This window comes from Cupriavidus oxalaticus, from assembly GCF_016894385.1.
In the GTDB taxonomy this organism is placed as follows: domain Bacteria; phylum Pseudomonadota; class Gammaproteobacteria; order Burkholderiales; family Burkholderiaceae; genus Cupriavidus; species Cupriavidus oxalaticus.
The window spans coordinates 50,400-69,965 of the sequence record NZ_CP069812.1 but is presented as its reverse complement, the minus strand read 5'-3'; the positions used below and the strand labels follow the sequence as shown (position 1 = coordinate 69,965).

General features: G+C 68.0%; 18 protein-coding genes. 9 read left to right on the top strand and 9 right to left on the bottom strand.

Features of this window, described 5'->3' with window-relative positions; all coding sequences use genetic code 11:
• Nucleotide 1: 1 nt before the first annotated feature.
• The 7 genes from JTE92_RS12620 to JTE92_RS12590 all read right to left on the bottom strand — a co-directional run bounded on the left by JTE92_RS12620 (nucleotide 2) and on the right by JTE92_RS12590 (nucleotide 8,061).
• Nucleotides 2-1,060 carry a tyrosine recombinase XerC gene (locus tag JTE92_RS12620; protein ID WP_063239918.1) on the bottom strand — a complete coding sequence of 353 codons (1,059 nt, stop codon included), beginning with the start codon at nucleotides 1,058-1,060 and terminating at the stop codon, nucleotides 2-4.
• 10 nt (nucleotides 1,061-1,070) lie between these two features.
• Nucleotides 1,071-1,751 carry a DUF484 family protein gene (locus JTE92_RS12615; RefSeq protein ID WP_063239919.1) on the bottom strand — a complete coding sequence of 227 codons (681 nt, stop codon included), beginning with the start codon at nucleotides 1,749-1,751 and terminating at the stop codon, nucleotides 1,071-1,073.
• A 76-nt stretch (nucleotides 1,752-1,827) separates the two neighbouring features.
• Nucleotides 1,828-2,970 (bottom strand): rod shape-determining protein RodA, encoded by a 1,143-nt coding sequence (gene rodA / locus JTE92_RS12610; RefSeq protein ID WP_063239920.1) that lies wholly within the window; start codon nucleotides 2,968-2,970, stop codon nucleotides 1,828-1,830.
• 11 nt (nucleotides 2,971-2,981) lie between these two features.
• The gene (gene mrdA / locus JTE92_RS12605; RefSeq protein WP_063239921.1) at nucleotides 2,982-5,288 is read right to left on the bottom strand and encodes a penicillin-binding protein 2; all 2,307 of its coding nucleotides are present in this window, start codon (nucleotides 5,286-5,288) and stop codon (nucleotides 2,982-2,984) included.
• A gap of 59 nt (nucleotides 5,289-5,347) precedes the next feature.
• Complete coding sequence (gene mreD, locus JTE92_RS12600) at nucleotides 5,348-5,860, bottom strand: rod shape-determining protein MreD (RefSeq protein ID WP_063239922.1); 513 nt, start codon at nucleotides 5,858-5,860, stop codon at nucleotides 5,348-5,350.
• Complete coding sequence (gene mreC / locus JTE92_RS12595; RefSeq protein ID WP_063239923.1) at nucleotides 5,857-6,822, bottom strand: rod shape-determining protein MreC; 966 nt, start codon at nucleotides 6,820-6,822, stop codon at nucleotides 5,857-5,859. The genes mreD and mreC overlap by 4 nt, the downstream gene beginning before the upstream one ends.
• Nucleotides 6,823-7,017: 195 nt before the next feature.
• Nucleotides 7,018-8,061 carry a rod shape-determining protein gene (locus tag JTE92_RS12590; RefSeq protein ID WP_063239924.1) on the bottom strand — a complete coding sequence of 348 codons (1,044 nt, stop codon included), beginning with the start codon at nucleotides 8,059-8,061 and terminating at the stop codon, nucleotides 7,018-7,020.
• Between the two features lie 624 nt (nucleotides 8,062-8,685).
• On the opposite strand from JTE92_RS12590, the gene gatC reads away from it, so the two are divergent.
• From gatC to gatB, 5 genes are all read left to right on the top strand, one after another.
• Nucleotides 8,686-8,985, top strand: a complete 300-nt coding sequence (gatC, locus tag JTE92_RS12585; protein ID WP_063239925.1) for an Asp-tRNA(Asn)/Glu-tRNA(Gln) amidotransferase subunit GatC — start codon at nucleotides 8,686-8,688, stop codon at nucleotides 8,983-8,985.
• Nucleotides 8,986-9,084: 99 nt separating this feature from the next.
• Nucleotides 9,085-10,590: an Asp-tRNA(Asn)/Glu-tRNA(Gln) amidotransferase subunit GatA gene (gatA, locus tag JTE92_RS12580; protein ID WP_063239926.1), complete on the top strand. Its 1,506-nt coding sequence runs from the start codon at nucleotides 9,085-9,087 to the stop codon at nucleotides 10,588-10,590.
• Between the two features lie 2 nt (nucleotides 10,591-10,592).
• The gene (locus JTE92_RS12575) at nucleotides 10,593-11,051 is read left to right on the top strand and encodes a hypothetical protein (RefSeq protein ID WP_063239927.1); all 459 of its coding nucleotides are present in this window, start codon (nucleotides 10,593-10,595) and stop codon (nucleotides 11,049-11,051) included.
• A gap of 13 nt (nucleotides 11,052-11,064) precedes the next feature.
• Nucleotides 11,065-12,174, top strand: a complete 1,110-nt coding sequence (locus JTE92_RS12570) for a dienelactone hydrolase family protein (RefSeq protein WP_063239928.1) — start codon at nucleotides 11,065-11,067, stop codon at nucleotides 12,172-12,174.
• A 97-nt stretch (nucleotides 12,175-12,271) separates the two neighbouring features.
• Nucleotides 12,272-13,729 (top strand): Asp-tRNA(Asn)/Glu-tRNA(Gln) amidotransferase subunit GatB, encoded by a 1,458-nt coding sequence (gene gatB, locus JTE92_RS12565; RefSeq protein ID WP_063239929.1) that lies wholly within the window; start codon nucleotides 12,272-12,274, stop codon nucleotides 13,727-13,729.
• A gap of 293 nt (nucleotides 13,730-14,022) precedes the next feature.
• On the opposite strand, the gene JTE92_RS12560 is transcribed toward gatB, so the two are convergent.
• Nucleotides 14,023-14,724, bottom strand: coding sequence for a tetratricopeptide repeat protein (locus tag JTE92_RS12560; protein WP_063239930.1), 702 nt, complete (start codon nucleotides 14,722-14,724; stop codon nucleotides 14,023-14,025).
• 146 nt (nucleotides 14,725-14,870) lie between these two features.
• Entirely contained in the window at nucleotides 14,871-15,842 is a 972-nt protein-coding gene (locus JTE92_RS12555; RefSeq protein ID WP_063239931.1) for a magnesium and cobalt transport protein CorA, read from the bottom strand.
• A gap of 242 nt (nucleotides 15,843-16,084) precedes the next feature.
• Here JTE92_RS12555 and minC point away from each other — a divergent pair, with 242 nt between their 5' ends.
• From minC to JTE92_RS12535, 4 genes are all read left to right on the top strand, one after another.
• A complete protein-coding gene (gene minC, locus JTE92_RS12550; RefSeq protein WP_063239932.1) occupies nucleotides 16,085-16,915 on the top strand; it encodes a septum site-determining protein MinC in 831 nt (276 codons plus the stop codon).
• Nucleotides 16,916-16,982: 67 nt separating this feature from the next.
• On the top strand, nucleotides 16,983-17,798 hold the full coding sequence (gene minD / locus JTE92_RS12545; RefSeq protein ID WP_029047801.1) for a septum site-determining protein MinD: 816 nt from the start codon (nucleotides 16,983-16,985) through the stop codon (nucleotides 17,796-17,798).
• 21 nt (nucleotides 17,799-17,819) lie between these two features.
• Nucleotides 17,820-18,074: a cell division topological specificity factor MinE gene (minE, locus tag JTE92_RS12540; protein ID WP_006164360.1), complete on the top strand. Its 255-nt coding sequence runs from the start codon at nucleotides 17,820-17,822 to the stop codon at nucleotides 18,072-18,074.
• Nucleotides 18,075-18,408: 334 nt separating this feature from the next.
• Nucleotides 18,409-19,485, top strand: a complete 1,077-nt coding sequence (locus tag JTE92_RS12535) for a porin (RefSeq protein WP_063239933.1) — start codon at nucleotides 18,409-18,411, stop codon at nucleotides 19,483-19,485.
• Nucleotides 19,486-19,566 lie beyond the last annotated feature (81 nt).

Genomic DNA, 19,566 nt, shown 5'->3' with positions numbered 1-19,566 from the left:
GCTAGCCTTCGGCTTCGTCGTCGGCGTCCGCTTCGTCCGGCGGCGCCGGGCGCCGTCCCGCGCGCGGGTGCGCCTTGTCGTAGACGCGCGCCAGGTGCTGGAAGTCCAGCGCGGTATAGATCTGCGTGGTCGAGATGCTGGCATGCCCCAGCATCTCCTGCACCGCGCGCAGGTCGCCCGACGACTGCAGCACGTGCGTGGCGAACGAATGCCGCAGCATATGCGGATGCACGTCGGCCGGCACGCCGGCGCCCAGCGCCTGCTGCTTGAGCCGCAGCTGCACCGTGCGCGTCGACAGCCGCCGCCCGCGTGGCCCCAGGAACAATGCGTGCGCGTCGTCGGGCGCCGCGCCGGGGCGCAGCAGCGTGTCGCGCACCGCGATCCAGGCACGCAGCGCCTCGACGGCCTTGCTGCCGACCGGCACCGTGCGCCGGCGCGCGCCCTTGCCGGTCACCGTCACCTCGGCGCCAGCCAGGTCGAGCCAGCCGCTGGACTGGTAGCCGTCAGCGTCGGCATAGCGCAGGTCCAGCTGCACCAGCTCCGACAGCCGCAGCCCGCTGGAATAGAACAGTTCATACACCGCATGGTCGCGCAAGGCCTGGGCATCGGTGCCGGCGGTGTGGGCGACCAGCGCCACCGCGTGCTCGACCGACAGCGCCTTGGGCAGCGCATGGCCGGATCGCGGTGCGCGCACGCCGTCGACGGGATTGACCGCGACGCCATGGCCATGGTGCGCCGCCCACTGGTAGAAGCCGCGCCACGCCGACAGCGTGCGGGCGATGCTGGTGCCGGCCAGCCCGCTGCCATGCAGCCGGGCGGCAAAGTTGCGGACATGGTGGGTCTGCAGCGCCAGCAGCGCCACGCCGGGCGCGTAGCGCGCGGCATGCGCCTGCAGCACGCGCAGGTCGCGGCCATAGCTGGCGAGCGTATGGTCGGCCAGCTTGCGGCTGCCGCGCAGCCAGTCGAGATAGCGTGCGACCAGCGGATCTGCCGGCAGATCGGCCGGCAGATCCGCCGACGGCGCGGGAGCGGCCTGGCGCGGTGGCCGGCGTGCGCTCACGGCATCGGCCTCAGTTGCGCAGGCGGTTCAGCGCGGCGCCGGCGACTTCGCCGATCTGCGCCAGGTAGGCGGTGCCCATGCCTTCATGGAAGCGGCGCGGGTCCGGCGATCCCAGCACCAGCAGGCCGAACGCCGTGCCCTGCACATCGGCACCGGCATCGGCCGCGCGCACGGGCACGCGCAGCGCCACCATCGCCAGCGACACGATATCGTCTCGCTCCAGCAGCGCTGCCGCCTCGAAGCCGCTGTTGGCGCCGCAGTACGGCGCGCGCAGGCCCTCGGCAAACAGGCGCATATCTTCGCTGGCGCCCTGTGCGACTTCCATATGGGCGTACTGTTCCGACACGCTCCACAGCCTGAGCGCCACCGCCGGCACGTCGAACACCTGCTGCAGGCCGTCCTGCACGGCGTACGGCAGCGCGTGCGAATCGGCTTCGGCCAGCAACCGCAGCTGCCAGTCGTGCAGGCGCTGCTGGGTGCGGTCGTTCTCGTGGCCATGGCGCACCAGGTCGGCCAGGCGCAGCTCCAGGCCCTTGTTCTTCTCGCGCAGGATTTCCATCTGGCGTTCCTGCAGCGACACGGCGCGGTGGCTGTGCGGGCTGGTCAACTGCACCGCGGCCAGCAGCTCGGCGTGCTCTTCGAAGAATTCGGGATGGCTCTGCAGGTAGGCGGCAACGTCTTGGGCGTTCATGGGCTTGGACCGGTAGAGGAAAATTGGGTGGCAGTTTAGCAAAGGGGCCGTCGCCCCCTGTTCTACGCCGCCTGCGCTACGTCTGTATCAGCCGCTTCTGCCGCGAAATGCTCAGCAGGATGCCAACCCCCGCCCCCAGCGTCACCAGCGCCGTCCCGCCATAGCTCATCAGCGGCAGCGGTACGCCCACGATCGGCAGGATGCCGCTCACCATGCCCATGTTGACGAACGCATAGGTAAAGAAGATCAGCGTGATCGACCCCGCCAGCAGCCGCGAGAACAGCGTCGGCGCGTTGGCGGCAATGAACAGCCCGCGGAAGATCAGCAGCAGGTACAGCACCAGCAGCAGCGCATTGCCGATCAGGCCGAATTCCTCGGAGTAGACCGCGAAGATGAAGTCGGTGTGCTTTTCGGGGATGAATTCGAGGTGGGTCTGCGTGCCCTTCAGGAAGCCCTTGCCCTCGACCCCGCCCGAGCCGATCGCGATGATCGACTGGATGGTGTGGAAGCCCTTGCCGAGCGGGTCGCTGGTCGGGTCGAGCAGCGTGCACACGCGGTGCTGCTGGTAGTCGTGCAGCACCGGCCAGTTCACGCCCGGCGCGCACATGTCGGTCTGGAACGTGATCAGCAGCGTGATCGCCACCGCCACCAGCGCCATCGGCGGCAGGATCAGCTTCCACGACAGCCCGGCGAAGTAGATCACGTACAGGCCCGCCGCCATCACCAGCAGCGCGGTGCCAAGGTCGGGCTGCTTGGCGATCAGGCCAACCGGAATCAGCAACAGCCCCAGCGCGACCACGAAGTCGAACCACTTGATCACGCCCTCGCGCTTCTGGAAGTACCACGCCAGCATCAGCGGCATCGAGATCTTCATGATCTCGGAAGGCTGGATCACCATGCCGACATAGAGCCAGCGGCGCGCGCCCTTGCGGATCAGGCCGAACATGGCCACCGCGATCAGCAGCGCCACGCCGATCGTGTACATCGGCACCGCCACCCGCATCAGCGTCTGCGTGGGCAGGTAGGCGATCACGAACATCACGACATACGACAGCAGGATGTTGCGCAACTGGTCTTCGACGCGGCCCGGCATGTCGATGGCGGCCGAGTACAGCGCGACGATGCCGGTGGCGAACAGCAGGAAGACGATCAGCGAAAGCGGTTTGTCAAAACCGGTCAGCGCGGTCTTGATCAGCGACATGACGCGGCGGCGATCCATGCGCGTCTCCTTCAGCGGGTGGCGTCGGCACCGCTGGCCACCTTGGCGGACACGGGCTTGACGCGTGGTTTGGGCGCGGGCGCCCTGGCGGGCTGCACCTCTGGGGCGGAGGCCGGCTGCGGCGCGGGCTTGCTGTGGCCCAGCGCCTGCAGCATGCGCTGGTCCAGTGTCTCGACGGCCGAGGCCGGCGCGATTGCCCCGGCGTTCAGCGCGGCGGCGATGGCTTCCGGCGTCGCCGGCTGCGCGCCGGAGGCCGCGGCCACGGCGCTGGCAGCGGCGCCACTCGCGGGCGCCGCGCCGGAGGACATCACCGTGGCACTGGCGATGCTGGCGGTCTGGCCGGTGGTGAACACGCTCGGCGTATCCACCGGCGGACGGCCGGCCACGCGCTCGCCGGCCGGCGGCGCGATCGCCTCCAGGTCGGCCGGCCACTTGCCGGTCAGGTAATAGTCCATCAGCTTGCGCGCGATCGGCGCGGCCACCGCGGCGCCGAAGCCGGCGTTCTCGACGATCAGCGCGATCGCGATCTTCGGCTGGTCAACCGGCGCGAACGCGGTGTACAGCGAGTGGTCGCGCTTGTGCTCGGCCAGCGCATGGTGGTTGTACTTCTCGCCCTTGGCCAGGCTGTAGGTCTGCGCCGTGCCGGTCTTGCCGGCCGACTCGTACGCCGCGCCGGCGAACACGCGCGCCGCGGTGCCGGAGTGCGTCACCGCCACCATGGCACGCTTGATCACGTCGATATCGGCCTGCCTGAACGGGATCGTGTAGCTTTCCTTGGGCACCGTCAGCGTGCGCTTGCGCGTAACCGCATCCTCGACCGCCTTGACCAGGTGAGGCTTCATCACCTTGCCGTTGTTGACGATCACCGAGGTGGCCTGCGCCAGCTGCAGGATGGTGAAGCTGTTGTAGCCCTGGCCGATGCCCAGCGAAATGGTCTCGCCCTCATACCACTTTTGCTGCTCGGGCTTGCGGTAGGCCTTGCGCTTCCAGTCGGTCGACGGCAGGATGCCGCGGCTTTCGCCCTCGATGTCGATACCGGTGATCTGGCCGAAGCCCAGCGGCTTCATGAAGTCGTGGATGCCGTTGACGCCCATGTCGCGCGCCAGCGCGTAGTAGTACGTGTCGCACGAATGCACGATCGAGCTGTGCATGTCGACCCAGCCGTGGCCGCCCGGCTTGTCGTCGCGGAAGGTGTGGTTGCCCAGCGTGAAGAAGCCCGGGTCCGACATGCCCCACGCCGCGGTGCGCTTGCCGGTGGTCAGCGCTGCCAGCGCCATGAACGGCTTGTAGGTGGAGCCCGGCGGATAGGTGCCCCGGAGCGGCCGGTTCAGCAGCGGCTTGTCCGGCGAGTTGTTCAGCTCGTTCCAGGTATTGGTATCGATGCCCTCGACGAACAGGTTGGGATCGAAGGTCGGCTTGGAGACGAACGCCAGGATGTCGCCGGTGGTCGGCTCGATCGCCACCAGCGCGCCGCGGCGGTCGCCATAGAGCGCCTCGGCCAGCTGCTGCAGGCGGATGTCCAGCGACAGGATCAGGTTGTTGCCCGGCGTGGCGGGCGCGGTCGACAGCGTGCGGATCGGGCGCCCGCCGGCGCTGACCTCCACTTCCTCGAAGCCGGTCAGGCCGTGCAGCTCGGTCTCGTAGCTCTGCTCCAGGCCGATCTTGCCGATGTAGTTGGTGCCCTTGTAGTTGTCGGCGTCCTTGCGCGGATCGTACTTGGCGCTGTCGGCGTCGTTGGCCTCGTCCATGGCTTCGATGCGCGCCTGGTCGCGCTGCGAGATGCGGCCGAGGTAGCCGATCACGTGCGAGGCCGATTCGCCCATCGGGTACTGGCGGAACAGGCGCGCGCGCACGTCCACGCCGGGGAAGCGGAAGCGCTGCGCGGAGAAGCGCGCCACTTCCGCATCGGTCAGCTGGCTGCGGATCGGCAGGCTTTCAAAGCTGCGCGACTCTTCCATCAGCCGCTTGAAGCGGCGCCGGTCGCGCGGCTGGATCTCCACCAGCCCCGACAGGCCCTCGATGGTGTTGTCCAGCGTATCGGTCAGCTTGGACGGCGTGATCTCCAGCGTGTACGCCGAATAATTGCGCGCCAGCACGATCCCGTTGCGGTCCATGATGATGCCGCGGTTGGGCTCGATCGGTGCCACCGAGATGCGGTTGTCCTCGGCCTGGGCCGAGTACTGGTCATGCTTGTACCACTGCAGCCACAGGAAGCGCGCGAACAGCAGGCCAAAGCAGATCACGGCGAACAGGGCCGCGGCCGCCACGCGGATGCGGAAGCGGCCGATTTCCAGTTCGACGTTGCGGATTTCGGTCATGGTACTGCGCGTGGCCTGTTAGGGATGGGCGGGCGTCAAATCTGGCGTCAGGTCCGGCGTCAGATCGGCCGCGTCTCGTCGATGTCGACCGAGCGGCGCTGTGGCGCCAGCAGCAGGCTGGTTGCCATCGGCCACAGCAGCGCCTCGATCCCCGGTGCGAGCAGCAGCGGCCAGCCCGGCAGCGGCGCGCCCATCGCCAGCCGGATCAGCACCGGCACCGCGTGCGCGATAAACAGCAGCGGCAGCACATGCAGCGCCTGGGTGTAGACCGTGAACCACAGCACGCGGCGGTGGATGGTGATGGCAAAGTAGGCCAGCAGCGTATAGGCCAGCGCATGCTCGCCCAGCAGGCGCGCATCGTGCACGTCCATCAGCAGGCCCAGCGCAAAGGCCACGCCCATGCCCACCTTGCGCGGCTGGTGGATGTTCCAGAACACCAGCACCAGCGCCACCATGTCGGGGATCCACAGCGTGTCGCCCCAGGGCATCAGGTTGAACAGGAACGCCAGCACGAAGCTGAACGCGATGAAGGCGGGATTGACCGGCCGCAGCAGGTATTGTGGGTTGGTCACCGTGCTCCCTCCCTGGCGGGTGGCGCCTTGGCCGCCGCGGCGCTGGCCGCGGCCGCGCGTGCCGCGGCAGACTTGGCGCCCTTGACCGGCGCCGCGGGCTTGGCCTCGACCGACTCGCGCGGCGGGATGGCGGAGTCATGGCGCACCACCAGCAGCTGCCGGTGCGCGCGCACGCCGGCCACCGGCTCGCAGTAGACGCGCGAAAACGCGGTATCGGCCTTGCGCTCGATATGGACAATCTTCGCCACCGGCAGCCCCGGCGGATAGATGCCGTCCAGCCCCGACGTCACCAGCAGGTCGCCCTGCTGCAGGTCGGCGGCGGCGGCCATGAAACGCAGGTCCAGCTGGCCCGCGCGCGCGCCGCCGAAGGCCACGCTGCGCAGGCCGTTGCGCACCACCTGCACGGGAATCGCCTGGTCCTTGTCGGTCAGCAGCGTCACTTCGGACTGGAACGGCGACACGCGCGTGACCTGGCCCACCACACCGCGCTCGTCGATCACCGGGTAGCCGGCGCGCAGGCCCTGCTGGCTGCCCTTGTCGATCACGATGCGCTGGCTGTAGGGGTCGCGCGCGTCATAGAGGACCTCGGCCGCCGTCACCGGCGTGGCCGATTGCTGCGCCAGCCCCAGCAGCTTGCGCAGCTGGTTGTTCTCGGCCTCCAGCTGCGCCTGGCGCACCGAGGCCTCGGCCTGCTGCACGGCGTTGTGGCGCAGTTCGCGGTTCTCGGAGGCGAGCATCGCCGACGACTGCGCGTAGTCGAACGCGGTGCGCAGCGCGTCGCGCGGCACCAGCACCAGGCGCTCGACCGGCATCAGCACCGTGGCGGCCACCTGCCGGCCCACGCTGAGCGCATTGAAACGGGCGTCGACCACCAGCAGCGCCAGCGCGATGCCTACGTAGAGCACCAGCCTGGCGACAGCCGAGGAGCCTTGCTTGAAGAGCGGCGGAGGAGAGTAATTCATTTACCCGAACGCTGGCCGGTGCACGCATGCGAATGCCGCAAACACCGCGCCGCCCGCGGTGCCGCGCCCGGCGGGGCACGGCGCCGCAGGGCGGCGGGCGTTGCCGGGGCGATCCCCCGGCCGATGCGGCGCCGCGACACCGCCCTGATCCCACGATCCGGCAGGCCGCGCATCGCCACGTGCAGTTCCTGGTGCTTACTCGTAGGAGAAGATGCTGCCCAGCTTGTCCATGCGCTCCAGCGCCATGCGGGAGCCGCGCACCACGCAGGTCAGCGGGTCTTCGGCGACCAGCACCGGCAGGCCGGTCTCCTCGGCCAGCAGGCGATCCAGGTCGCGCAGCAGCGCGCCGCCGCCGGTCAGCATCATGCCGCGCTCGGCGATGTCGGCGCCCAGTTCCGGCGGGGTCTGTTCCAGCGCGATCTTCACCGCCGACACGATCTGGTTCAGCGGATCGGTCAGGGCTTCCAGGATTTCGTTGGACGAAACGGTAAAGGCGCGCGGGATGCCCTCGGACAGGTTGCGGCCCTTGACTTCCATCTCGCGGACTTCGGAGCCCGGGAAGGCAGAGCCGATTTCCTTCTTGATCGCTTCGGCGGTCTGCTCGCCGATCAGCATGCCGTAGTTGCGGCGGATGTAGTTGACGATGGCTTCGTCGAACTTGTCGCCGCCGACGCGCACCGAGCCCTTGTAGACCATGCCGCCCAGCGAGATGATGCCCACCTCGGTGGTGCCGCCACCGATGTCCACCACCATCGAGCCCGACGGCTCCGACACCGGCAGGCCGGCGCCGATCGCGGCCGACATCGGCTCCTCGATCAGGTACACCTGGCTGGCGCCGGCGCCCAGGGCGGATTCACGGATGGCACGGCGCTCGACCTGGGTCGAGCCGCACGGCACGCAGATGATGATGCGCGGGCTCGGGCGCAGCAGCTTGCTGTCGTGCACCATCTTGATGAATTGCTTGAGCATCTGCTCGGTGACGGTGAAGTCGGCGATCACGCCGTCCTTCATCGGGCGGATCGCTTCGATGTTGCCCGGCACCTTGCCCAGCATCTGCTTGGCTTCCTTGCCCACCGCCGTGATCGTCTTCTTGGCGTTGGGACCGCCTTCCTGGCGGATCGCGACGACCGAGGGCTCGTCCAGCACGATGCCCTTGTCGCGCATGTAGATCAGCGTGTTGGCGGTGCCGAGGTCGATCGCCAGGTCGTTGGAGAAGTAGCTGCGGAGAAATCCGAACATCAGGAATCCTGTCTGTGATGGTGTTCGCGGGTAAGCGAAGCGGCCGGCGCTGCGGGCGGCCCGGCCACGAAGTACTTGGTGTTGAATACGGAATGGTTCTCGGCTTCCCGGCCCGCCCACGCTCCGGCGCGGGGAACCCGGGCCGGGGTGCTGGATTGGAGTCGGGTTCGGCACTGCCGCCGTCATGCCGGGCAGGCCGGCCTTACGGGAGCCTTTGATTAGACCTCGCGAAGAAGTTCGCGAAAATGCGCACGGAAATGTGCAGGCACCGGCGCGCCATGACCCGCTGCATTCGGACATGTCGTGGCCGGTGGCAAAGGCCTAATCAGAGGACCCAGGTTTGCCCATCGGGCGCCTTCGGCCGCCAGCACAGCGGGCCAGCCGGGGACCGGCTTGCGTCAAAGTGACGAAGGCGTTGCCAAAGGTCGGTAACTCGCAATGATACCTTATAATTCCTGCAGCTTCGGGCGTTTACGGCCTGAAAAACCCTGTAATTCCGACGTCTCCGTTGCGCCGTTGCAGCGCCCGGAGCCGCCCTGTCCGGAACGCGCGGCGCCACCGCCGCACGGCCGGCCGCCGGCCCTGCCGGCACCTTCCGCATCCGAGCATCCGAACCACCACGCCATGGCCCTCGACCTATCCGACGTCAAGCGCATCGCCCACCTGGCCCGCATCGAAACCAGCGATGCCGAGGCCGAACAGACGCTTGCGCAGCTGAACAACTTTTTCTCGCTGGTCGAGCAGATGCAGGCGGTCGACACCACCGGCATCGAACCGCTGGCGCACCCGCTGTCGGCCGTACGCGACATGGTGCAGCGCCTGCGCGACGACGCCGTCACCGAGAGCGACCGCCGCGACGACTACCAGCGCCCTGCCCCGGCCACCGAGAACGGGCTGTACCTGGTGCCCAAGGTCATCGAGTGACCAGCGCCGGCCGCGCGCGTTGCCGAAGTTGATGTGGATGAATCTTGCCGCGCCGGCCGCCCCAGCCAGTACGCCACCCCGAATGCCAACCCGACTGTCATGCCCTTTTCCGCTGATTCCGTGACCTCCCTGCGCCAGCTCGCCGACGCCCTGGCCGCGCGCACCGTCTCCGCCGAGGAGCTCGCGCGCGAATACCTGTCCCGCATCGAGCAGGCCGCCGCGCTCAACGCCTTTATCCACGTCGACCCCGAGCGCACCCTGGCGCAGGCGCGCGCCGCCGACGAGCGCCGTGCGCGCGGCGAGGCCGCGCCGCTTACCGGCGTGCCGGTCGCGCACAAGGACGTGTTCGTCACCCGCGGCTGGCGCGCCACCGCCGGCTCGAAGATGCTGGCCAGCTATGAAAGCCCGTTCGACGCCACCGTGGTCGAGCGCATGGCCGCCGCCGGCATGGTCACGCTGGGCAAGACCAACATGGACGAATTCGCGATGGGCTCGTCCAACGAGAACTCGCATTTCGGCCCGGTGCGCAACCCGTGGGACGCGAGCCGCGTGCCCGGCGGCTCGTCGGGCGGCTCGGCCGCGGCGGTTGCCGCCGGCCTGGCGCCGGCCGCCACCGGCACCGACACCGGCGGCTCGATCCGCCAGCCGGCGTCGTTCTCGGGCATCACCGGCATCAAGCCGACCTACGGCCGCGTGTCGCGCTACGGCATGATCGCCTTCGCCTCGTCGCTGGACCAGGGCGGCCCGATGGCGCACTCGGCCGAGGACTGCGCGCTGCTGCTCAACGCCATGGCCGGCTTCGACCCGAAGGACTCGACCAGCATCCCGCCGGAGCAAGGCGGCGTGGACGAGGACTACACCCGCCTGCTGGGCCAGCCGCGCGCCGGCGCCAGCGCCGAGCGCCCGCTGGCGGGCCTGCGCATCGGCCTGCCCAGGGAGTACTTCGGCAAGGGCCTGTCGGCCGACGTCGAGCAGGCCGTGCGCGCCGCGCTGGCCGAGTATGAAAAGCTCGGCGCCACGCTGGTCGAGGTGTCGCTGCCCAAGACCGAGCTGTCGATCCCGGTGTACTACGTGATCGCGCCGGCCGAGGCCTCGTCGAACCTGTCGCGCTTCGACGGCGTGCGCTACGGCCACCGCGCCGCCGAGTACCGCGACCTGCTCGACATGTACAAGAAGAGCCGCGCCGAAGGCTTCGGCCCGGAGGTCAAGCGCCGCATCCTGGTGGGCACCTATGTGCTCTCGCACGGCTACTACGACGCCTACTACCTGCAGGCGCAGAAGATCCGCCGCATCATCGCCGACGACTTCCAGCGCGCCTTCGCCCAGTGCGACGTGATCATGGGCCCGGTGGCGCCGACGGTGGCATGGAAGCTGGGCGAGAAGACCTCGGACCCCGTGCAGATGTACCTGGCCGATATCTTCACGCTGTCGACCAGCCTGGCCGGCCTGCCCGGCATGAGCGTGCCGTGCGGCTTCGGCGATGGCAACATGCCCGTGGGCCTGCAGCTGATCGGCAACTACTTCGACGAAGCGCGCCTGCTGCAGGCGGCGCACGCCTTCCAGCAGGCGACCGACTGGCACCTGCGCCGCCCCGCCAAGGCCTGACCATGAACCCGTCCTTCCTCCGGCTGCTCGCCGCCCTGGTCTTCGCCATGCTGGTGGCGGGCTGTATCCAGCTGCCGATCATCGGCAAGCCCACGCCCATCGCCAGCCGCGACATCGACCTGGCCGGCGACTGCCGCCGCACCGAGGAAGACGGCTTCCGCGAGGACGCCCAGCTGCGCGTCTCCGACAACACCGTGCAGCAGCTGTCGTGGAAGCTGTGGGTGGGCCGGCGCGGCTCGTGCACCTTCAACCTGGCAGACTTCCGCCAGGTCCAGAAGAGGCCGCATATCGAGCTGCGCGCCAACGACGGCAGCGGCTGCAAGCTGATGGTCTGGCAGGACCCGCGCCGCGTCACGCTGGCGCATGCCAACTGCCAGCAGCGTTGCACGCCCGGCATCTATGAACAGGCCTGGCCCGTGATGTTCGAGCCCGGCAGCGGCGGCTGCGCCGCCACGCGCTGATACCGCTGCTGCCATGCCGCGCCCGCCCGCCTTCCGGCCCCAATCCCGCAGCGCCGCCGGCGCCATCCGCGCCGCGCGCCGCACTGCGGCCGCGGTGCTGGCGCTCGGACTGGTTGCGTGGTCGGGCGGCGCCGCGGCGCATACACCCAGCCAGCCGGCGCCAGCGCTGGTGCAGCCGCCGCTGCTGTCGCCGGCCGGCGCGCTGGCGCCCGGCACGGTGACGCGCCAGGGCGGCGCGCCGGCAACGGCAGCCACCAGCCCGGCCCCGGTGCCCGCGCAGCGCGTGCTGCTGCGCGGCGACGCCGCCACGCCGGCGCTGACCGCCTACTGGTTCGTGCCGCGCGAAGGCACCACCACGCGCGCGCTGCCGGTGGTGGTGGCGCTGCATGGCTGCGGCGGCCTGCTGTCCCCGCAAGATTCCATGGCCACCGGCGGCGGCACCGACGCCTCGGCGCTGCTGCAGCAACGCTACCGCGAATACGCCGAGTGGCTGACCGCGCGCGGCTATGCCGTGCTGATGCCGGACAGCTTCAGCGCCCGCGGCAAGCCTCACGGCACCTGCACCGAGCCGATCGACAACCGCGGCGTCGACGACCGCACGCGGCGCGCCGATGCGCTGGCCGCATTGCGCTGGCTGGGCAGCCAGCCGGGCGTCGACCCCGCGCGCATCGTGCTGCTGGGCTGGTCCAACGGCGCGCAGGCGGTGCTGGCCACCGTCGACGCCAGCCGTCCGTGGCCAGCCGGCACGCCGCAGGTGGAGCGCGCCGTCGCGTTCTACCCAGGCTGCAAGCGCGCGGTACGCCAGCACGATTACCGGCTGCGCGCGCCCGTGCTGCTGATGATCGGCGGCGCCGACGACTGGACGCCCGCCACGCGCTGCGCCATGCTGCAGTCCGCCGTGCTGGCGCGACAGCCCAACGCGCGCTTCCGGCTGGAGATCTACCCCGGCGCCCATCACGGCTTTGACGGCACCAGCGAGCTGCACGTCCGCCGCGACGTGCCTGCTGGCAGCAACAGCGGCGGCGTGCGCAAGGCGCGCGCGGTGACCGTCGGCGGCGACGCGGTGGCGCGCGCCGCGGCGCTCGCGCAACTCGATTCCTGGCTTGCCAGCCCCGACCCCTGAGGCGCACCGAGGGCCCGCAGCCAGACAGACCGAACCCGGGGCGGCCCGCCGCCCCGCCGCAACAGACAGAACGAAAGAACCGAACAGGAATACCGCCATGCAATGGGAAGTGGTGATCGGCCTCGAAACGCACGCGCAGCTTTCGACGGCCTCCAAGATTTTTTCCGGCACGTCCACCGCCTTCGGGGCCGAGGCCAACACGCAGGCCTCGCCGGTGGACCTGGCGCTGCCCGGGGTGCTGCCGGTGCTCAACAAGGGCGCGGTCGAGCGCGCGATCCAGTTCGGCCTGGCAATCGGCGCCACCATCGCGCCGCGCAGCGTCTTCGCACGCAAGAATTACTTCTACCCTGACCTGCCCAAGGGCTACCAGATCAGCCAGTACGAGATCCCGGTGGTCCAGGGCGGCACCATCACCATCCAGGTCGAAGGCAAGAAGGGCGAGTTCTACGAGAAGACCGTCAACCTGACGCGCGCGCACCTGGAAGAAGACGCGGGCAAGTCGCTGCACGAGGACTTTGCCGGCATGACCGGCATCGACCTGAACCGTGCCGGCACGCCGCTGCTCGAGATCGTCACCGAGCCCGACATGCGCAGCGCCGCCGAAGCGGTGGCCTACGCCAAGGCGCTGCATTCGCTGGTGGTGTGGCTGGGCATCTGCGACGGCAACATGCAGGAAGGCAGCTTCCGCTGCGACGCCAACGTGTCGGTGCGCCCGTACGGCCAGAAGGAATTCGGCACCCGCCGCGAGATCAAGAACCTGAACTCGTTCCGCTTCCTGCAGCAGGCCATCGAATACGAAGTGCAGTGGCAGATCGCCGAGATCGAGGACGGCCGCAAGATCCAGCAGGCCACCGTGCTGTTCGATCCGGACACGGGCGAGACCCGCGCGATGCGCACCAAGGAAGACGCGCACGACTACCGCTACTTCCCCGATCCGGACCTGATGCCGCTGGAGATCGAACCGGCCTGGATCGAGCGCGTGCGCGAGGCGCTGCCCGAGCTGCCGGCCGCGATGCAGGCGCGCTTCGTGTCGCAATACGGCCTGTCGGCGTATGACGCGACCACGCTGACCGCGACCAAGGCATTCGCCGCCTACTACGAGGCCGTGGTCGCCGATGCCGGCGCCGCCAGCGCCAAGCCCGCCGCCAACTGGCTGATGGGCGACGTGGCCTCGCAGCTGAACCGCGAAGGCATCGCCATCGACGACGCACCCGTCAAGCCGGCGCAACTGGCCAGGCTGCTGGCACGCATCGCGGACGGCACCGTGTCGAACAACACCGCCAAGAAGGACGTGTTCCCGGCCATGTGGGCGGGCGAGCACGACGGCGATGCCGACGCCATCATCGCTGCCAAGGGCCTGAAGCAGATGTCGGACAGCGGCGAGCTGGAAAAGATCATCGACGACGTGCTGGCCGCCAATGCCAAGTCGGTGGAGGAATTCCGCTCGGGCAAGGAAAAGGCGTTCAACGCACTGGTCGGCCAGGCGATGAAGGCGACCAGGGGCAAGGCCAATCCGGCGCAGGTGAACGAACTGCTGAGGAAGAAGCTGGGCTGAGGCCCGACGCTCACAAGCACTGCCGGTTTGCTCCCCTCTCCCGCTTGCGGGAGAGGGGCCGGGGGTGAGGGCAGGAGGGTCAAAAGCTGATGCCCGCAGGTTAAAACCGTAGGCCTTGCTTGATGTGGTCGCTTGCTAGACCACCCCTCACCCCAACCCTCTCCCCATGAGTGAGGGGAGAGGGAGAACACCTTGCTTAGGCTAGCCCGGGCGGCGTTGGCGCACCCAGAACCGCTCTCCTCTTTGTGTGTCGGGCAGTTTGTGTCGGGCAGTTTGTGTTGGGCAGTTCTTGCCTACATCCCCGCCCTTCCCCTCACCGTCTCCTCCAGCAGCGACCGCAACTTCGCCAGCGCCCCCGGATCCCCGCGGGCCGCCGAGCGCGCGTACCAGATCTTCGCCTGCTCGATATCCCGGTCGACCACGCCAGGCTCGCCGTGCTCATAGAAGCTGCCGACGATGTACTGCGCGCCGCCATCCCCCGCACTCGCCGCGCGCCGGTACCATGCAAACGCCTGCCCGTAGTCGCGCGGCACGCCACGCCCGGTGAAGTAATTCGTCGCCAGCTCCATCTGCGCCTGCACGTGCCCGCCTTGCGCCGCGCGCTCATACCAGCGGTTCGCCTCTTCCAGCGATTTCGGCACCAGTTCGCCGCGCTCGTAAAGATCGCCCCAGGTGTATTGCGCGTGCGTCATGCCGTTGTCGGCCGCCTTGCGCAGCCACACCAAGGCCTCCTGCGGCCGCGCAGCAGTGCCGTCGCCGCGCAGCAGCATCATCGCGTAGTTGAATTGCGCGAGGCGGTTGCCCTGGCGCGCGGCGCGGGAGAAGCCCCGCAAGGCCTCGTCGAAGCGGCCCGCCTCATAGGCGGCAACAGCGTCGCGGGTCTGCGCCTGCGCGGGAGGGGGTGGCTGGGGTGCGGCGGCAGCAGGCGGCAGGCACAGCCATGCGCAAAGGATGCCGGCCAGCACGGCGGCATGCGGGGAACGGGCTTTCGACATGGCGGACTCCGGGCGCGGCGCCTTCTTTGCTCCAGTGTAGGAGTCAGCGGCGGGCCCCGGTAGGCGGCCAGATTATCGTCGCGAATAATCAACCATAACGCGAAGAACACTCGATCATTCGTCGCATCAATAAATCAGCGATCAGATCATATCCATCCCGCGCGGTGCAGCCGCCGCCACAGCAGTCCGCACGCCATCGCCGTGACGCCGATCACCGCCGGATAGGCATAGTGGAATTTCAGCTCCGGCATGAAACTGAAGTTCATCCCGTACAGGCTGAACACCACCGTGGGGATCGCCAGGATCGCGCCCCAGCCGGCAAGCCGCTTGACCACCTCGTTCTGGCCCACCGTCACCAGCGCCAGGTTGACCTGCACCGCGGTGGTCAGCATTTCGCGGATCACGTCGAGTGTGCGCACCAGCCGGCTGGCGTGGTCCTCGATATCGCGGAAGTAGGCGCGCAGCTCCTTCGGCACGAGCTCCTCGTGCAGCCGGATCAACTGGCTGCACATGTCTTCCACCGGGCTGACCGCATTGCGCAGCCGCAGCACCTGGCGCTTGACCTTGTACAGGTCCTCGATCGCCCCCCGGTCGAACTCGTCGCGGAAGATGTCCTGCTCCAGGTCCTCCAGCGTGTCTTCCAGCCGCGTGACGATCGGCATGTAGTGGTCGACGATGAAATCCATCAGCGCGTACAGCACATAACCCGGTCCGTTGGACAGGCCCTGCGGATCACCTTCGCAGCGCTCGCGCACCGGGGTGTAGGCGCTGCTCGCGCCGTGGCGTACCGAGACCACGTAGTTGGGACCGACGAACAGGTGCGTCTCGCCGACCACCACTTCGTCTTCGACCAGTTGCGCCGTGTTGAGCACGACGAAGACCGAATCGCCGTAGGCCTCGAGCTTGGGCCGCTGGTGCGCATCGAGCGCGTCTTCCACTGCGAGGTCGTGCAGGCCGAAGGCGAACTGCACCTGGCGCAGCAGTGCCAGGTCTGGCTCATGCAGCCCGAGCCAGACAAAAGTGCCGGGCACGCCCAGCACCGTGGGGATCTCTTCCATGCCGACCGTGCCGAGCCGCTTGCCCTGCCGGTAGGCCACGCAATTGACGATGGCGCTCATGGAACCTCCGCTGTCAGATGGCGCAATCGTAACAAGGCTTTGCAAATTGCTACGGTGGCGCGTGCCGCCGCTGCGTGCCACCGGTCACTCGGCATCCGCGTTGCGAGCCGGGTGACGCACAACGCGCGGGCAGATGGAACGCGCAGGGCACCTGTCGCGGCTCGATCGCACGGATCGCGCCAATTGTTACAGTTAGCGAGTAAGAGAACGTTAGAATGTGGCATTTCCACGGTCACCCGGCTATGTCCCAGAAGAAATCGCCACGCTTCGAGCTGCGCAGTGGCAACGTCGATGCCCTCCTTCTCGCCCTCCAGACCGCCGACATGGCAGCGCTGCGGGATGACCTCCTCTCCCGGTTTGAAGCCACTCCCGATTTCTTCTCCAACGACGTGATCGCACTGGACCTGCGCGCGCTCGAGGACGATAGCGAAGTCGCGCTCGGCACGGTGATCGAGACCCTGGCCACGCTCAAGGCGCGCGCCATCGGCGTGGTGGCCCGCGTGGGCCAGCGCGAATGGGCCGAGCGCTTCGGCCTGCCGCTGCTCGACAGCCAGAGCCGCCGCGGCAGCGGGGCCGGCGCCGAGCGCGCCGCAGAGGCCCGGGCCGCCGCCGAGGCGGAACAGGCCGCCGCACAGGCCACCGCGCAAGCCGCGGCCGAGCAGGCCGCGCGCGAGGACGCCGTCCGCGCCGCCGCGCAGGCCACCACCGACGCCGCGGTCGCCGCCGCGCTGCGCCAGCAACAGACCCTGGTGATCGACAAGCCGCTGCGCTCGGGCCAGCAGGTCTACGCGCACGGCGACGTGGTGATCCTCGACGTGGTCAGCTATGGCGCCGAGGTCATCGCCGAAGGCAACATCCATATCTATGCCCCGCTGCGCGGCCGCGCGCTGGCGGGCGTCAAGGGCAACACCGGCGCGCGCATCTTCAGCACGTGCATGGAGCCCGAACTTATTTCCATCGCCGGCATCTACCGCACCGCGGAGCAGACGCTCCCGGCCGACGTGCTCGGCAAGACGGCCCAGGTGCGCCTGGCCGAAGAAAAACTGATCCTCGAGGCGCTGCGGCTCAAGTAACCGCGCCGGCATCGGGGACCCCAATCAAGCAGCGCAAGCTTCAACCTAATTACTGGACCAAAGAGCCATGGCAAAAATCATCGTTGTGACCTCCGGCAAGGGAGGCGTCGGCAAGACCACTACCAGCGCCAGCTTTGCCGCCGGCCTGGCCCTGCGCGGCCACAAGACTGCCGTGATCGACTTCGACGTCGGCCTGCGCAACCTCGACCTGATCATGGGTTGCGAGCGCCGCGTGGTGTATGACCTGATCAACGTGGTGCAGGGCGAAGCCAACCTGCGCCAGGCGCTGATCAAGGACAAGAAGTGCGAGAACCTGTTCATCCTGCCGGCCTCGCAGACGCGCGACAAGGACGCGCTCACCAAGGAAGGCGTGGAGAAGGTCATCAACGGCCTGATCGAGATGGACTTCGAGTACATCGTGTGCGATTCGCCCGCCGGCATCGAGTCGGGCGCGCTGATGGCGATGTACTTTGCCGATGAGGCCCTGATCGTCACCAATCCCGAAGTGTCGTCGGTGCGCGATTCGGACCGCATCCTTGGCATCCTGTCGTCCAAGACCAAACGCGCCAGCGAAGGCGGCGACCCGATCAAGGAGCACCTGCTGATCACGCGCTACAACCCCAAGCGCGTGCACGGCGGCGAGATGCTGTCGCTGACCGACATCCAGGAGATCCTGCGCATCAAGCTGATCGGCGTGGTGCCGGAATCCGAAGCCGTGCTGCACGCATCGAACCAGGGCACGCCCGCCATCCACCTGGAAGGCAGCGACGTGGCCGACGCCTATGGCGACGTGGTGGACCGCTTCCTCGGCAAGGACAAGCCGATGCGCTTCACCGACTACCAGAAGCCGGGGCTGTTCTCCCGCATCTTCGGCAACAAATAAACGGTCCGGAGGCTCATCCCAATGTCGATCCTTTCCTTCCTGCTGGGGGAGAAGAAAAAGTCCGCGTCGGTCGCCAAGGAGCGGCTGCAGATCATCCTCGCCCACGAGCGCACCGGCCATTCCGCCCCCGCCGACTACCTGCCCGCGCTGCAGCGCGAACTGGTGGCGGTGATTTCCAAGTACGTCAAGATCAGCGACCAGGACCTGCGCGTCAGCCTCGAACGCCAGGACAACCTGGAGGTGCTCGAAGTCAAGATCGAGATCCCGCAAGGCTGATCCCGGCCGGCCCGCGCGGCCGGTCTCCATCCCGTGCCGCGACAGGCCAGCACGCAGTGTCTGCGTGCTGGCCTGTCGTCTTTTGTGCCCCGCCCTGACCGCGCCAGCCCGGTGCCCGGGCCACGATGCGCGATTGCGCAACGCACCAAAACTGGAATATGTAGCGGCCAGACAACGGATTCGCACCAAAATCCTGCTTGAAAGCCGGGCCTGGCGGACATTTGTGTCCTTACTGCTTACGTTTTGTTAAATTTTCGCCGGCGTTTACACGAAACGTAGACCTCGTCCCTGCCGTGATCCGGCGGAGAACAGTACAAGACAGAAAAGGAGCACCATGAAGAAATCGGCCATCGTCCTCGCAGCCGGCAGCCTGTTGGCAGGTTCGGCATTCGCCCAGTCGTCCGTCACCCTGTACGGTATCGTTGACCAGAGCATCCGCTTCCAGACGAACTCGAGCGCCAACAACGACAACCTGTGGGAACTGACCAACGGCGCAGTGACCAACAGCCGCTGGGGTATCAAGGGCAGCGAAGCGCTGGGCAACAACCTGAAGGCGATCTTCCAGCTGGAAAACGGCTTCGACCCGGACACCGGCCGTGCCAACCAGAATGGCCGCCTGTTCGGCCGTCAAGCCTATGTGGGCCTGTCGGGCGACTTCGGCACCATCAAGCTGGGCCGCCAGTACACCGAAGGCTTTAATTTCTTCGGCGAATTCGATCCGCTGACCATCGGCAACTACACCAACAACGCCTGGCCGTTCTTCCTGACCAACTTCCGTAACGACAACGTCGTCAGCTACGGCGGCAAGTTCGGCGGCCTGGACGTTGGCGCCAGCTACGGCTTCGGCGAGCAGCCGGGCAGCATGAGCCAGAACCAGTACTGGGGCGCACGTGCCGCGTACACCTACGGTCCGTTCGGCATCGGCGGCGTGTACCAGGAAGTCCGCAACACCACCGGCCAGAAGCAGCAAATGTGGGGCGCTGCCGGTAAGTACTCGATCGGCCCGGCAAAGGTCTTCCTGGGCTACATCGGCGGCAAGGACCGCACCGGTTCGGTCGACGCTTCGCTGAACTTCACCGGCGGTCCGACGCAGAACCCGATCCCGGCAGGCGACTTCGCGTCTAACCCGCGCAAGGACACCATCGGCTACATCGGCATGACCTACCAGGCCACCCCGGCGCTGGCCCTGACCGGCGTGTTCTACGGCGACTACGTCGAGAACGTGAACGGCGTGAACGACAACAACGGCCGCCGCTACACCGGCGTGCTGCTGGCCGAGTACTCGCTGTCCAAGCGCACCCAGGTCTATGGCACCGTGGACTTCAACAAGGTCTCGGGCGGCACCATCACCGAAATGCCGGGCCGCAACAACCAGACCGGCGCTGCCGTCGGTATCCGCCACATCTTCTGATCGTTACCCGGTCAGCAGCCAATGGCGAAAGGCACCTTCGGGTGCCTTTTTTCATGGGCGCGCACCTGCCCTCATGTTTCC

Coding starts and splice junctions, on each gene's coding strand:
- JTE92_RS12615 (WP_063239919.1), bottom strand. CDS start 1,751: ATGAACGCCCAAGACGTTGCCGCCTACCTGCAGAGCCATCCCGAATTC.
- rodA (WP_063239920.1), bottom strand. CDS start 2,970: ATGGATCGCCGCCGCGTCATGTCGCTGATCAAGACCGCGCTGACCGGT.
- mrdA (WP_063239921.1), bottom strand. CDS start 5,288: ATGACCGAAATCCGCAACGTCGAACTGGAAATCGGCCGCTTCCGCATC.
- mreC (WP_063239923.1), bottom strand. CDS start 6,822: ATGAATTACTCTCCTCCGCCGCTCTTCAAGCAAGGCTCCTCGGCTGTC.
- JTE92_RS12590 (WP_063239924.1), bottom strand. CDS start 8,061: ATGTTCGGATTTCTCCGCAGCTACTTCTCCAACGACCTGGCGATCGAC.
- gatC (WP_063239925.1), top strand. CDS start 8,686: ATGGCCCTCGACCTATCCGACGTCAAGCGCATCGCCCACCTGGCCCGC.
- gatA (WP_063239926.1), top strand. CDS start 9,085: ATGCCCTTTTCCGCTGATTCCGTGACCTCCCTGCGCCAGCTCGCCGAC.
- JTE92_RS12575 (WP_063239927.1), top strand. CDS start 10,593: ATGAACCCGTCCTTCCTCCGGCTGCTCGCCGCCCTGGTCTTCGCCATG.
- JTE92_RS12570 (WP_063239928.1), top strand. CDS start 11,065: ATGCCGCGCCCGCCCGCCTTCCGGCCCCAATCCCGCAGCGCCGCCGGC.
- gatB (WP_063239929.1), top strand. CDS start 12,272: ATGCAATGGGAAGTGGTGATCGGCCTCGAAACGCACGCGCAGCTTTCG.
- JTE92_RS12560 (WP_063239930.1), bottom strand. CDS start 14,724: ATGTCGAAAGCCCGTTCCCCGCATGCCGCCGTGCTGGCCGGCATCCTT.
- JTE92_RS12555 (WP_063239931.1), bottom strand. CDS start 15,842: ATGAGCGCCATCGTCAATTGCGTGGCCTACCGGCAGGGCAAGCGGCTC.
- minC (WP_063239932.1), top strand. CDS start 16,085: ATGTCCCAGAAGAAATCGCCACGCTTCGAGCTGCGCAGTGGCAACGTC.
- minD (WP_029047801.1), top strand. CDS start 16,983: ATGGCAAAAATCATCGTTGTGACCTCCGGCAAGGGAGGCGTCGGCAAG.
- minE (WP_006164360.1), top strand. CDS start 17,820: ATGTCGATCCTTTCCTTCCTGCTGGGGGAGAAGAAAAAGTCCGCGTCG.
- JTE92_RS12535 (WP_063239933.1), top strand. CDS start 18,409: ATGAAGAAATCGGCCATCGTCCTCGCAGCCGGCAGCCTGTTGGCAGGT.